Source organism: Rhodococcus maanshanensis NBRC 100610, from assembly GCF_001894865.1.
Classification (GTDB): Bacteria; Actinomycetota; Actinomycetes; order Mycobacteriales; family Mycobacteriaceae; genus Rhodococcus_G; species Rhodococcus_G maanshanensis.
Genome location: NZ_BCXA01000061.1, coordinates 1 through 13,776 on the forward strand (window position 1 = coordinate 1; position 13,776 = coordinate 13,776).

Here is a 13,776-nt window from a genome sequence, read left to right on the forward strand (position 1 = left end):
AGGAGTCCCGACCGCCGCCGATCTGCGGGCCGCACTGCTCCCCCTGTGCGGACCCGGGGATTCACACCCGCTCGAAAACGGGTAAGCTGCTCCTCGTGCAAACCAGCCAGGAGCTCATGCTCACCCGACGCCGCACAGTTGATCTGTGCCGCCTCGGCGGTTGTTGCTGTACCTGCTGCTGATTACACGGCTGACGTTCTCCGCTCATCCGGCACCTTCTGCCTGAGCATCGCGCCGTGATCGCAATCCGGAATACCCGCGGTTCATCTCCGCACGTCAAGGCATCCGTTTCAAGCGCAGGAGCTCTCTCCCATGTCCACCTCCACCACCTCCCGGTCCCGCACCGGTAGTGCCGACCAGGTCGATGTCCGCGGTCCGCGGTTCGCGGCCTGGATCACCACCGGTGTCCTCGTGGCCGTGCTCGTGCTGTCGACGTTCTCCCTGGTCGCGGCCGGCCTGCTGCTCGCGGCGCAGGCCGTGGTCTTCGGGCTCGGCGCGGCCCGCGGCCCCCGCAACAGCCCGTACGGTCAGCTGTTCGCCCGGTTCGTCGCACCGCGGCTGTCCCCGGTCACCGAGCGTGAGCCGGTCGCCCCGCTGCGGTTCGCCCAGCTCGTCGGGCTCGCCTTCGCCGTCGTCGGCGTGATCGGCTTCCTCACCGGCCTCACGGTCATCGGCACCGTGGCCACCGGGTTCGCCCTCTTCGCCGCGCTGCTGAACGCGGCCTTCGCGTTCTGCCTCGGCTGCCAGATCTACCCGCTCGTGGCCCGCTTCCGCAGGTCGACCTCGATCGCGGTCTAGGCCGCACCACCTCATACCCACGCAAGAAGTATCGAAAGGAAAACCATGGCTCGCTCCGACGTCCTGGTCTCTGCCGACTGGGCCGAGCAGAACCTCACCGCACCGAAGACGGTCTTCGTCGAGGTCGACGAAGACACCTCGGCCTACGACGGTGGCCACATCGAGGGTGCTGTCCGGCTCGACTGGCGCAAGGACCTGCAGGACGGCGTCCGTCGTGACTTCCTCAACCGCGAGCAGTTCTCCGCGCTGCTGTCCGCCAAGGGCATCGCCAACGACGACACCGTCGTCCTCTACGGCGGCAACAACAACTGGTTCGCCGCGTACGCGTACTGGTACTTCAAGCTGTACGGCCACCAGGACATCAAGCTGATCGACGGCGGCCGCAAGAAGTGGGAGCTCGACGGCCGCCCGCTGTCGAAGGACGAGGTCGTCCGCCCGGCCACCACCTACCAGGCCGGCGAGCCGGACACCTCCATCCGCGCCTTCCGCGACGAGGTCATCAACGCCATCGGCAACAAGAACCTGGTCGACGTGCGGTCGCCCGACGAGTTCTCCGGCAAGATCCTCGCGCCCGCGCACCTCCCGCAGGAGCAGGCGCAGCAGCGTGGCCACGTCCCCGGCGCCATCAACATCCCGTGGAGCACCACCGCCAACGAGGACGGCACCTTCAAGTCCGACGAGGACCTGACGAAGCTCTACGCCGAGAAGGGCTTCGACGAGAGCAAGGAAACGATCGCCTACTGCCGCATCGGCGAGCGCTCGAGCCACACCTGGTTCGTGCTGCAGGAGATCCTCGGTAAGAACAATGTCAAGAACTACGACGGCAGCTGGGTTGAGTACGGCTCCCTCGTGGGTGCACCGATCGAGTTGGGAGCCTAGTTATGTGTGGAGCACCTGTTCAGGGCCAGACCCTGCCCGCGGGCGTGGACGTCGAGAAGGAGACCGTCATCACCGGCCGCGTGCTGGCCGCTGACGGCCAGCCGGTCGGCGGCGCGTTCGTCCGCCTGCTCGACGGCACCGGCGAGTTCACCGCCGAGGTCGTGGCCTCGGGCACCGGCGACTTCCGGTTCTTCGCCGCCGCCGAGGAGCGCGCGAAGGAAACCAGCGCGCGCAACATCCCGGTGTTGCCCGGCCTCCCCATCCCCGAGGACACCGCCAACCTGCGGCTCGGCCCCGACCTGAACCCCGGCATGCTCGCGCTGCTCCCCCTGGTCGGCGTCTGGCGCGGCGAGGGCGAGGCCAACAACCCGACCGACGGCGAGTACCGCTTCGGTCAGCAGATCGTGGTCTCGCACGACGGCGGCAACTACCTGCACTGGGATTCGCAGACCTGGGTCCTAGACGCCGACGGCGAGTACGTCCGGCCGGACCTGCGCGAGAGCGGATACTGGCGCGTCGCGGGAGACGGCATCCCGGGAAGCATCGACGAGGAGACCGTCGAGCTGCTGCTCACGCACAGCTCCGGGGTCGTCGAGTTGTACTACGGCCAGGCGCTGACCCAGTCCAGCTGGGAGCTCGCGACCGACGTGGTCATCCGCAGCAAGCAGGGCGCCCTCGTCGGCGGCGCCAAGCGCCTGTACGGCATCATCGAGGGCGGCGACCTCGCCTACGTCGAGGAGCGCATCCTCGCCGACGGTCCGCTGAAGCCGCACCTCTCGGCCCGCCTCTCCCGATACATCGGCTAGCAGCGGCTTCGCCGCCCGTGCGCGATCGATACCCCAGCTGGGGTGAAGTTCGCTCACAGTCCTGGTCGTGCACAGGAGTGAATTCATCCACAGCCAGGCCTCGTGGTGCGGTGTCGCCCAGCCACGCTGTCACTGGTCCGGGCAACCGTCCGTTGCATGACCGATCCCACCCAACCTGCACTGCGACAACTACTCGACGCTCAACACGGAGTCCTGTCAGCCACCCAGGCCTGCGCGCATGGCTACACCCGCAAACACGTCCAGTACCTCGTGGAGTCGGGCCAGTGGCAGCGCCTCCTGTTTGGTGTCTACGCGGTCACCACCGGTCCCCTGTCCAGACCGATGTCGCTGCGCGCGGCACTGCTCTATGGGGGCGGCGCGGCGATCCTCAGCCATGACACCGCGGCCGAGGAATGGGGCCTTCTGCCCATCTCCCCCGATTCACCAACGCACATCACCGTGCCCTACGGGCGCTCCGCCCATCATCAGTCGACCACCGCAATTCGACGTCCGACCCGCCCACACGAGCCTGTTCCGCGAACCGGCGACACACTGCATCCTGGCGTGGTCGTGCACCGTTCCAGGGCCTACGACCACATCTCGGTTCCGACCGATCCGCCCCGTACCTCCCTCGCCGACACCGCGATCGACCTCGCTGTGGCTCAGCCCACCGCCCGGCAGGCCTACGGATCCGTCATCGCCAGCGTCACCAATGGCGGAATCCAGCTGTCCCGTTTGCGATCCCGGATCGCTGAACGCAAACCGCGACGGTTCAACCGCGCGATCGACGACGCATGCGTGGCGATCGCCGGCGGGATCCAGTCGGTGCTCGAGTCCCACTACGCCGTCGACGTCGAGCAGGCACACGGACTTCCCGACGCGACGCGCCAAGGCCCGGTGATCGTCGATGGAGTGACGCTCTACGAAGACGTCACATACTCCCTATCCGGGATGGACACGGTTGTTCGCCTCGACGGACACAAGTGGCATTCATCGCGAAAGGTGCGCCGCCGCGATCGTCGCCGCACGAACGCGGCGACCCTTGCCGGGACGGACCAGCTCATCTACGGCTGGGAAGAGGTGACCGACGACCCCTGTGTCGTGGCCGGTGAGGTGCGCACGGTGCTCGAACGCAGCGGGTGGCGGGGCACCAACCCCTGCCCGAACTGTGCGCGATCGGTACCCCTGGTGGGGTGAAAATCGCACACAGGCGCGGAGCGCAGAACGGCCCCCGAGCCGTACCCGTGCGCGGACGTTTGTCGCACGGATCCCGATCGGACTCGACCGGGGACTCGGGGGCCGGGTAGCTGCCTGGGATTCGCCAGCCGCGATGCGCGGTTGATGGAACCCCACCGTCAGCGGTAGCGGCTAGCTGACAGCCACCTCACGCGTCCTGTAGTTCTTCAACTTCAGACCACCTCCTTCCTCGTGTACGGACGAAGGTACGCCCGCCGCGAGGGCCTGGCAATCGATTAAATCGTCGCCTCTTCCTGCGCGGATGCCGACTCGCTCCCGACCGCGATCACCAGGTCGGCCCCGGTGTCCGCGGGCAGCTGATGCGTCACAACGACCACCGTGCGACCGGGGTCCACCAGGCCTGCGCCGCGGTCGAGCAGGCCCCGAAGCAGCGCCGCGCCTGCCTCCGCGTCGAGGTGCTCGGTCGGCTCGTCCAGCAACAGCACCCGCGCGGGCGATGCGATGGCCCGCGCCAGCAGCAGGCGCCGACGCTGGCCGCCGGACACCGACCGGCCCCCCGACGCCAGCGAGGTGTGCACGCCGTCGGGGAGCCCCGAAACCCAGTCCCCCAGCCCGACCTTCTCGAGCGCCGCCCGCGCGCCCTCCTCGTCCAGCTCGCCGTCCGCGACGCGCAGGTTCTCCAGCAGCGAGGTGTCGAACAGGTGGGCGTCCTCGGCGAAGAACCCCACCGCGCGACGCAGCGAGCCGGCGTCGACCGATCCGGCCGGGGTCCCGTTCACCGTCAGGGAACCGGCGACGGGGGTGAGCAGCCCCGCGAGGGTCATCAGCATCGTGGTCTTGCCCGCGCCGCTCGGTCCGACGACAACGACCCGGGCGCCCGGCGCCAGGTGCAGGTCCAGGGGCTCGGTCACCGCGCCGCCCGGCCACCCGCAGCGCAGGTTCTCGGTACGCAGGTGCACCGGCCCCTCGACGGGCGCACCCCCGGTCGGCACCGGATCCCCCGCCCGGTCGAGCAGGTCCATGATGCGCACCGACGCGAGCCTCGCCCTGGTCAGCGCGACCGCCGCCGCGGGCAGCGCGGCCGTCCCCTCGAACGCGGCGAGCGGCACCAGCACCAGGATCGCCAACGCCATCGGGGTCATCTCGCCAGGGGCCCCGCCGTCGGGGCCGTACAGCGAGATGCCGATCAGCAGCGACCCGAGCACGCTCACCCCGATGGCGAGCGGCGTCGCGGCGGCGGCGAAGGCGGACGGGACCGCGGACCGGTCGGTGGCCCTGATCGCGCGGGCCTCCCAGTCGTTGGCGGCGCCGACCGTCTCGCCGAGCCGGCCCGCGACGCGGAGTTCCGCGGCGTGGTCGAGGGCCAGCACCGCGGTCTCGCTGAACCGCGCCGACGCGACCGCGCCGTCCGCCTCCGCCATCCGCGCGGCCCTCGCGGACAGCACCGGAGCCAGCACCCCCGAGACCGCGAGCGCGACGGCCAGTACCAGCGCCGCGGCCGGCGAGATCAGCGCCAGCCCGACGGTCGCCGCGACCGTAAGTATCGCGGCGACGGCCATCGGGATCAGCGCCCGGACCACCACGTCGCCGAGGGTGTCGACGTCCGCCCCGGTGCGCGCGAGCAGGTCCCCTCGGCGCAACCCGGCCGGTGCGGCTGGGTCGCCGGTGGAGAGCCGGCGGTAGATCCGTTCGCGGGCCGCGGTTGTGCCGCGCAGCGCCGCGTCGTGGGTGGCGAGTCGTTCGAGGTAGCGGAACACACCGCGCGAGATGCCGAGGGCCCGTACCGAGACCACCGCGACCGAGAGATCCAGCACCGGCGGCATCTGCCAGGCCCTGGTGATCAGCCAGGCGGACAGCGCGGCCAGGGCGAGCGCGCTGCCGAGGGTCGCGACCCCGGCCGCGACGGCGGACAGGACCCGGCCCGGCCGCAGGTCCAGCAGCCGGAGGGCGCGCAGCAGCGGATCGCCGTTCATGCCTGCACCTCCGAGTCCCGGTCCACACCGTCGGTTCCCTCGACCGTCACCACCACGTCACCGGCCCGGAGCACCGTGTCACGGTGCCCGACCATCACCACGGTGCGGCCGCGGGCGGCGAGGCCGCACACCGACCGGAGCACCGTCGCCTCGGTCGCGGGATCGAGATGCGCGGTCGGCTCGTCGAGCAGCACCACCCTCGCGTCGGAGAGCAGCACCCTGGTCAGCGCCAGCCGCTGCCGCTGTCCCAGCGAGAGACCGAGTCCGCCCACCCCGACCCGCGTCTCCCAGCCGTCCGGGAGATCGGCCAGTACCTGATCGAATCCCGTTGCCGTGCAGGCCCTGTCGATGGCATCGACATCGGTGGTCACCGGCCCGGTGAGTTCCAGGTTCTCGCGCAGGGTGCCGGGGATCAACACCGGGTGTTGCGGCAGCCACGCCACCTCGCGCCACCACTGCTCGGCGTCGAGTGCGCGAACGGGCACCCCGCCGACCGACACCTCGCCCTCGTCCGGGGCCGCGAGGCCGAGGATCAGGTGCAGCGCGGTGGACTTGCCGGATCCGTTGGCGCCGGTGAGCACGGTGACCCGGCCCGGTTCCAGGACCGCGTCCAGCCCGCGCGGGGCCCACTGCCCGCGGGCCCGCATCCCCACCCCGCGCAGCACGATCGGGCCGTCGGGCACGGCGCGATCGCCTTCCCCCGCGACGACCGGGTCCCGGTCGTCCAGCACCCCGAAGGCCTTCTCCGCGGCCGCCATCCCGTCCTCGGCGGCGTGGAACTGCGCGCCGACCATCCGCAGCGGCAGGTACACCTCGGCGGCGAGGATCAGCGCGATCACGCCGCCGCGTAGTTCCATGCCGCCGAACACGAGTCGCAGGCCGATGCTGACCGCGACCAGCGCGACGCAGAGCGTGGCCAACAGCTCGAGCACCATCGCGGACAGGAACGCGATCCGCAGCGCCGACATGGTGGTGTGCCGGTGCGCGTCGCCCAGTGCGCGGACCCGCGCCGCCGGGCCCCGTTCGCGGCCGAGCGCCCGCAGCGTCGGCAGGCCGGCCAGCAGGTCGAGCAGCTGCGCGGACAGCGCGGTCATCGTGGTCAGCGAGGCGGCCGCCTTGCCCTTGGTGAGCAGCCCGATCAGGATCATGAAGACCGGCACCAGCGGCAGCGTGAGCGCGATGATGACCGCGGAGGTCCGATCGGCGAACAGGATCACCAGCAGGGTGAGCGGCGTGACCGTGACCGCCAGCATCAGCGCGGGCAGGTAGCCGGTGAGATACGCACGCAGACCCTCGATCCCGCGGGTGAGGACGGTGGCGAGCTCACCCCGCCGCGGGTCCAGCTCACGCGGCGGCAGTTCGCCTGCCGCGGCGAGCACCTCGCCCCTGAGCTCCCCGATGACCCTCGATGCCGAACGATGCGCGAATCGGGCGTGCGCCCAGGTGGACACCGTCCGCACCGCGACCGCGGCGGCGAGCACCGCCAGTTCGGTGCCCCACGCGGCAGGCGTCCGCGCGTCGGGGTCGGTGATCACCCCGGCCAGCACGGTGCCGATCATCAGCGCCGAGACGATGACCGTCCCCGCAGTGACCAGGGACAACGCCACCGTGAGCAGCAGGTAGCCGCGGGCCGACCTCGAGTAGTGCCAGAGCCGGGGGTCCACCGGACCGCGCCTGCGGGAGGGCTCCGCCGGCGCGGCCGGTGCGTCGAGCGACATCTAGCGCGTCTTCAGGGGCAGACCGATCGACGGCGGGATGTGCTTGGTCGAGATCCGCTGACGGAACACCCAGTACGTCCAGCCCTGGTAGATCAGCACCACCGGCGTCATGATCACCGCGGCCCAGGTCATCACCTTCAGCGTGTACGGGCTCGAGGAGGCGTTGTAGATGGTGAGGCTGTACGCCTCGTCGATCGTCGAGGGCATCACGTTCGGGAACAGGGATCCGAACAGCAGCACCACCGTGGCGATCACCGCGACGGAGGTGAGCACGAACGCCCAGCCCTCACGCGCGGCCGCGGTCAGCGCGACCACCCCGAGCAGGGCGGCCGCCGCGACGGCGACCAGGATCCACGTCCATCCCTTGCCATAGGCGATCTGGGTCCACAGCACGAAGGCGCCTGCGACCACCACCGTCGGAACAGACAGCCGCGCAGCGAGTTTCACCGCATCAGCCCGGACCTCGTCGGCCGTCTTGAGGGCGAGGAACACCGCCCCGTGCAGCGCGAAGACCAGGGCCGTTGTCGCCCCACCGAGCAGTGCGTACGGGTTGAGCAGCGCGAAGAAGCCGGAGGTCACCTGCTTGTTCTCGTCGATCGCGACGCCGCGCACGATGTTCGCGAAGGCCACGCCCCACAGCACCGCCGGCACCCACGAGCCGATCATGATGCCCCAGTCGGCCCTGGCCCGCCATCGGTCGTCGTCGATCTTCCCGCGCCACTCGATCGCACAGACCCGCAGGATCAGCGCGACGAGGATCAACAACAGCGGGATGTAGAAGCCCGAGAACAGCGTTGCATACCACTCCGGGAACGCCGCGAAGAGTGCGCCGCCACCGGTGATCAGCCAGACCTCGTTGCCGTCCCACACCGGACCGATGGTGTTGAGCATGACCCGTCGGCGGGTGTCGGTGCGGCCGAGCACCGGGAACAGCATGCCGACGCCGAAGTCGAAGCCCTCGAGGACGAAGTAGCCGACGAAGAGCACCGCGATGAGGATGAACCAGAATTCCTGAAGTCCCATGGTCTTCTCCCGCCTCAGTACGCGAACGACAGTTGTTTGGGCTCGCCCGGCTCCTCGGGCTCCTGTTCATCGCCCGGCGGATGCTTGTCGTGGTCGGACGGTCCGGCGATCGCATAGCGCCGGATCAGCATGAACCACACCACGCCGAGCGCGGCGTAGACGAGGGTGAAGACGATCAGCGAGAAGACCACGAGGCTGGTCGGGTGATCCGACACGCCCTGGTCGACGGTCAGCCGGATCTGGTCCACCCCAGTCGGATTCGGGTGCACCACCCAGGGCTGGCGGCCCATCTCGGTGAAGATCCAGCCGGCGCTGTTACCGAGGAACGGGGTGGGGATGGCCAGGAGGGACAGCCAGCCGAACCACTTCTTGTCCGGGACCCGGCCGCCGCGCGTCATCCACAGCCCGACCACCGCGAGCACGGCGGAGCCCGCGGCCCAGCCGATCATCGCGCGGAAGGTCCAGTAGGTGACGAACAGGTTGGGCTTGTAGTTACCCGGTCCGAACTGCTCCTCGTACTGGGCCTGGAGTTCGGTGACGCCCTGAAGGGTGGAGTTGGGGTCGCCGTTCGCCAGGAACGAGGTGAGACCGGGGATGCTGATGAGCTGAGTGATGTTCTCGCAGTTGTTCTGCGTTCCGACCGTCAGGATGGAGAAGTCGGCACCGGTCTCGGTGTGGCACAACGATTCCGCGGAAGCCATCTTCATCGGCTGCTGTTCGAACATCAGCTTCGCCTGAATGTCGCCGGTGATCGCGAGGCCGACACCCGAGGCAACCATCACCCACAGGGCGAGGATGGTGACCGGGCGGAACATCGTCCGGCCGGTGTTCTCGTGCTCCGCTGCCACTGCCTGATCGGTGGCCTCCTTGGCCCTCCGCATGCTGCGCACCATCGACCAACCGCCGATGCCCGCGACGAACGTGCCCGCGGTGAGGAGCGCGCCCGCCACCACGTGGGGGAAGGCCGCCAAAGCCGTGTTGTTGGTGAGCAGTTCCCAGATACTCGTCAGCTCGGCGCGACCGCGCTCCTCGTTGTACCGCGCGCCAACCGGGTGCTGCATGAACGAGTTCGCGGCGATGATGAAGAACGCGGAGGCGTTGACACCGATCGCGACCAACCAGATCGTCGCCAGGTGAACGAGTTTCGGCAAGCGTCCCCAGCCGAAGATCCACAGGCCGAGGAAGGTGGATTCGAGGAAGAAGGCGACCAGGCCCTCCAGGGCCAGCGGTGCGCCGAACACGTCACCGACGAACCGTGAGTACTCGCTCCAGTTCATGCCGAACTGGAACTCCTGCACGATGCCGGTTGCGACGCCAAGTGCGAAGTTGATGAGGAAGAACTTGCCGAAGAACTTGGTGAGCCGATACCAGTGATCCTTCTTGGTGATCACCCACATCGTCTGCATGATCGCGATGAGCGGGGCGAGCCCGATCGTCAGCGGGACGAGAATGAAGTGGTAGACGGTGGTGATTCCGAATTGCCACCGAGATACGTCCAGTGCGTCCATGGCTTCTCCCATGCAGTGCCCGTAGGACAGGCGTGACCGGGGCCGAGTCGTGGGCTGACGCCTCAGTCCCGCTTCAAAAGGTACGTCCTGCGACCTCTTGCCGCAGGCCTTTATCTACTACCGACAGTAGTAGCGGAGTCAAGTCGCCCGCGCCGTCCCCGACCGCGCTCAGACGGCGTCCGGCATCGCCCCGACGGTCTCCGCCGACAGGTCGACCAGCGCCGACAGCTCCTCGGCGATCTCCGGCACCGCCGTCACCCGGCCGTTGAGCGCCCGCACCCGTGCGGCGAGAGTCACACTCGAGAGCAGCCAGACACCGTCCGCCAGAATGAGATCCGCGGGCCGCAGCGGCGCCACCTCGGTGCGGAACCGATGCTCGCCCGCGATCTCGAACAGCGCCCGCTGGGTGGTTCCCGGCAGGATCCCCTGATCGATCGGCGGGGTGATCAGCGTGCGTCCGCGCGCGACGACGACCGTGGAGCGGGGGCCCTCGAGCACGAGACCCTCGCTGCTGGTGAAGATGACGTCGTCGGCGCCGAGCGAGTTCGCGTGCCGCAGCGCCGCCATGTTGGTCGCGTAGGACAGCGTCTTCGCGCCGAGCAGCTGCCAGGGGGCCAGCGCCGCCAGTTCCACCGAGAACCCTCGGGGCAGGGTCACCACCGCGATCCCGTCGCGCCTGGCGGCCGCGACCCGCTCGTCGATGGGGCCGATCGTGAGGTAGCCGGTCGGCCCCCCACCGATCTCGCGGCCGCGGCTGAGCACCAGCCGCATCAGCCCCTCGCCGCCGCCGTCCCACTCCGCGAGGGCGGTCTTCACGGCGGCACGCCAGCGGCCCAGGTCCTGCTCCGGCAGGTCCATCGCCGCCGCGGAGGAGTTCATCCGTTCGAGATGCAGCTCGATGGTGCACGGGGAACCGCCTCGCACCAGCACGGTTTCGAACACTCCGTCACCACGCACGGCCGCCAGGTCGTCCGCGTAGAGCAGCGGGACGTCGGGGTCGTGCACCTTGCCGTCGAGGGTCACCAGTACGCGCGGGGCCATGCCAACAGCCTAGGACGACCGACCGGCGGAGGCCGGACGCTCCTACTATGGAACTGTGTCCGAGTCGCCGAGCGTCGCCCCAAGTCCGCTGCTGTCCCTCTCCGGCGCCGTCGCCGGTCCCGATGATTCCCTCGACGCCGGGGTGGCCTGGCACTACGGCGACCCGCTGCGTGAGCAACGCAACGCCGAGACCGGCGCCGCCATCGTGGACCGCTCTAATCGCTTCGTGCTCTCCATCGGCGGTGCCGAGCGCCTGACCTGGCTGCACACCATCTCCAGCCAGCACATCGCACAGCTGCCCGACGGCGGTTCCGCGGAGAATCTGAGCCTCGACCTGAACGGCCGGGTCGAGGAGCACTTCGTGCTCACCGATCTGGACGGGGTCACCTGGATCGACACCGAGCCCACCCATGGCCCCGGCCTGCTGGCCTTCCTCCAGAAGATGGTGTTCTGGGCGAAGGCCGAGCCGGCCGCCGCGCCCGAGATGGCCGTCCTCAGCCTGCTGGGCCCCGACGTGCGCAGGCCGAAACTCCTTGCCGCGCTCGGCATCGCCGCACTTCCGCCCGTCTACGGGGCGGTTGCGCTGCCCGGCGGCGGCTTCCTGCGCTCGATGCCGTGGCCCGGCGAGCACGCCTTCGATCTGATCGTGCCCCGCGACCGGCTCTCCCACTGGTGGGAGACGCTGACAGCCGCGGGCGCCGCACCCGCGGGCAGTTGGGCGTTCGAGGCCCTGCGGGTGGCCGCCGTGCGCCCCCGGATCGGCGTGGACACCGACGAGCGCACCATCCCGCACGAGGCCCGCTGGATCGGCGGCATCGCCGAGCACGGGGCCGTGCACCTGGACAAGGGGTGCTACCGCGGGCAGGAGACCGTCGCCCGGGTGCACAACCTCGGCAAGCCGCCCCGGCACCTGGTGCTGCTGCATCTCGATGGTTCCGCGGACACCCGTCCGGAGCCGGGCGACCCGGTCACCGCGGACGGCAGGGCCGTCGGGCACCTGGGCACCGTCGTCGACCACCACGAGCTCGGCCCCATCGCACTGGCCCTGATCAAGCGCACCGTGCCCGCCGACACCGCGCTGCTCGCCGGCTCGGTGGCCGCCTCGATCGATGCCGACTCGGGGCCGAGCTACGACGCCGTGCAGGCGGGCCGGGCCGCCGTCGACCGGTTGCGCGGCCGGTGAGCGGCGCGGGGCGCGATACCGGTCGCGTCGAGGCCGTCTGCGTGGTGCACGCCGAGCGCGACAGCGGCACCAAACGGGTGCCGCGCACCGCGATCGACAAGCGCCCGGTCGACGGGCCGGTACGGATCGGGCCCGCGGGGCTGACCGGGGACCACATCTGCGACACCGAGTTCCACGGCGGGACGTACAAGGCGGTGTACGCGTACCAGCAGGACGAGGCGCAGCGGTGGGAGTCGGAACTGGGACGCCCGCTGCCCGCCGGCTGGTTCGGCGAGAACCTCCGGGTCAGCGGGATCGCCGCGAGCGACGCGGTGATCGGCGAACGCTGGCGACTGGGTGACGGCGATCTCGCGGCCGAGCTGGAGGTGAGCGGCCCGCGGACCCCGTGCGGCACCTTCGGCGTGTGGTCCGGCGAACCCCGCTGGGTCAAGCGCTTCGCCGACCGCGCCGACACCGGCGCCTACCTGCGGGTGGTCCGCGGCGGCCTGGTCACCGCGGGCGACGCGATCCACCGCGTGCACGTGCCTGCCCACGGGGTGACCGTGCGCGACCTGTTCACCGGGCGGAACCAGGAAGGTCTGGCCGCAATGCTCGAGCAGCAGCCCGACCTGTCGCCTACTGTCGCAGACAAGGCACGCCGACGGATCGCCGGACGGAAGGTGCAGGTGGAGTATTGAGCGTCGAACTGGTCGAAGTGGATCGCTCCGGTTTCCGCGAGTGCGTGCACCGCGGTTCGGTGGTCGTGCTGGACCCGGACGGCGAGGTGATCCTGGCCCTCGGCGAGGTACACACCCCGATCTACCCCCGTTCGTCGAACAAACTCATGCAGGCCGTGGCCCTGCTGCGCAGCGGATTCGACCCGGCCGACAACCGGGAACTGGCGATCGCTGCCGGCTCCCACGAGGGTGAGCCCGAGCACGTGGCTGTGGTGCACCGGCTGCTCACCCGCAACGGGCTCGCCGAGAACCAGCTGCGCTGCCCGCCCGAGCTGCCCTCGAACGACACCGCACGGGCCCGCGTGCTCGCCTCTGGGGCGCTACCGCGGCGGATCTTCATGAACTGCTCCGGGAAGCACGCGGCGATGCTCGCGGCCTGCGTCGCCCGCGACTGGCCGCTGGAGAGCTACCTGGAGCCCGCACACCCCATTCAGACGGCAGTGGTGGACACCATTGCCGAACTGGCGGGTGAGACGGATTCCGAGCTGGGCATCGACAGCTGCGGCCTCCCGATCGTGCCGCTCTCGCTCACCGCCCTCGCGCGCGGATTCGCCGCGTTGGCCACCGCGGCCGCAGGCAGCCAGGAACGGGCGGTGGCCGATGCGGTCCGCGAACAACCGTGGCTGATGTCCGGCACCGGGCACGACGACTTCCTGCTGATGAGTGCCGTACCGGGCCTGCTCTGCAAGGTGGGCGCCGACGGGGTGCACGCGGGCGCACTGCCCGACGGCACCTCCTTCGCGCTCAAGATCGACGACGGCGGCGAACGCGCCCGACTGCCGCTCACGGCCGCGCTGCTGCATCGGCTCGGGGTCGCCTGGACCGAGGATCTGGCCGAACTCGCCTCGCCACCGGTACTGGGTGGGGGTGTTCGGGTGGGCACGATCCGGGCGATTCCCGGCGTTCTGAGATAAATCAGACACCCAACCCGGCC

At 70.0% G+C, this 13,776-nt stretch carries 12 protein-coding genes; 7 read left to right on the forward strand and 5 right to left on the reverse strand.

The features are described 5' to 3' along the window. Window positions 1–312: 312 nt before the first annotated feature. The 4 genes from RM1_RS24145 (at window position 313) to RM1_RS24160 (ending at window position 3,680) form a co-directional block, all read left to right on the forward strand. Complete coding sequence (locus RM1_RS24145) at window positions 313–798, forward strand: DUF4395 domain-containing protein (protein ID WP_072754164.1); 486 nt, start codon at window positions 313–315, stop codon at window positions 796–798. A gap of 45 nt (window positions 799–843) precedes the next feature. Then, window positions 844–1,677 (forward strand): sulfurtransferase, encoded by an 834-nt coding sequence (locus tag RM1_RS24150; protein WP_027503392.1) that lies wholly within the window; start codon window positions 844–846, stop codon window positions 1,675–1,677. Between the two features lie 2 nt (window positions 1,678–1,679). After that, on the forward strand, window positions 1,680–2,483 hold the full coding sequence (locus RM1_RS24155) for a heme-binding beta-barrel domain-containing protein (protein ID WP_072754165.1): 804 nt from the start codon (window positions 1,680–1,682) through the stop codon (window positions 2,481–2,483). A 156-nt stretch (window positions 2,484–2,639) separates the two neighbouring features. Then, window positions 2,640–3,680: a type IV toxin-antitoxin system AbiEi family antitoxin domain-containing protein gene (locus tag RM1_RS24160; protein WP_072754166.1), complete on the forward strand. Its 1,041-nt coding sequence runs from the start codon at window positions 2,640–2,642 to the stop codon at window positions 3,678–3,680. A 275-nt stretch (window positions 3,681–3,955) separates the two neighbouring features. Here the strand turns inward: RM1_RS24160 and cydC are convergent, their stop codons facing one another. The 5 genes from cydC to RM1_RS24185 form a co-directional block, all read right to left on the reverse strand. Further along, window positions 3,956–5,653: a thiol reductant ABC exporter subunit CydC gene (cydC, locus tag RM1_RS24165; RefSeq protein ID WP_072754167.1), complete on the reverse strand. Its 1,698-nt coding sequence runs from the start codon at window positions 5,651–5,653 to the stop codon at window positions 3,956–3,958. Continuing rightward, window positions 5,650–7,371, reverse strand: coding sequence for a thiol reductant ABC exporter subunit CydD (gene cydD, locus RM1_RS24170; protein ID WP_072754168.1), 1,722 nt, complete (start codon window positions 7,369–7,371; stop codon window positions 5,650–5,652). The genes cydC and cydD overlap by 4 nt, the downstream gene beginning before the upstream one ends. Next, window positions 7,372–8,394: a cytochrome d ubiquinol oxidase subunit II gene (gene cydB, locus RM1_RS24175; RefSeq protein ID WP_027503398.1), complete on the reverse strand. Its 1,023-nt coding sequence runs from the start codon at window positions 8,392–8,394 to the stop codon at window positions 7,372–7,374. Between the two features lie 14 nt (window positions 8,395–8,408). Beyond that, complete coding sequence (locus tag RM1_RS24180) at window positions 8,409–9,902, reverse strand: cytochrome ubiquinol oxidase subunit I (RefSeq protein WP_072754169.1); 1,494 nt, start codon at window positions 9,900–9,902, stop codon at window positions 8,409–8,411. Window positions 9,903–10,070: 168 nt separating this feature from the next. Further along, window positions 10,071–10,943 (reverse strand): aminodeoxychorismate lyase, encoded by an 873-nt coding sequence (locus RM1_RS24185; protein ID WP_072754170.1) that lies wholly within the window; start codon window positions 10,941–10,943, stop codon window positions 10,071–10,073. Between the two features lie 55 nt (window positions 10,944–10,998). Here RM1_RS24185 and ygfZ point away from each other — a divergent pair, with 55 nt between their 5' ends. Genes ygfZ through RM1_RS24200 form a run of 3 tightly spaced genes read left to right on the forward strand, consistent with a single transcriptional unit; the run spans window position 10,999 to window position 13,756 of the window. Next, window positions 10,999–12,126 carry a CAF17-like 4Fe-4S cluster assembly/insertion protein YgfZ gene (gene ygfZ / locus RM1_RS24190; RefSeq protein ID WP_072754171.1) on the forward strand — a complete coding sequence of 376 codons (1,128 nt, stop codon included), beginning with the start codon at window positions 10,999–11,001 and terminating at the stop codon, window positions 12,124–12,126. Next, a complete protein-coding gene (locus RM1_RS24195) occupies window positions 12,123–12,803 on the forward strand; it encodes an MOSC domain-containing protein (protein WP_072754172.1) in 681 nt (226 codons plus the stop codon). The genes ygfZ and RM1_RS24195 overlap by 4 nt, the downstream gene beginning before the upstream one ends. Further along, a complete protein-coding gene (locus RM1_RS24200; protein WP_072754173.1) occupies window positions 12,800–13,756 on the forward strand; it encodes an asparaginase in 957 nt (318 codons plus the stop codon). The genes RM1_RS24195 and RM1_RS24200 overlap by 4 nt, the downstream gene beginning before the upstream one ends. The last annotated feature ends 20 nt before the right edge of the window (window positions 13,757–13,776 follow it).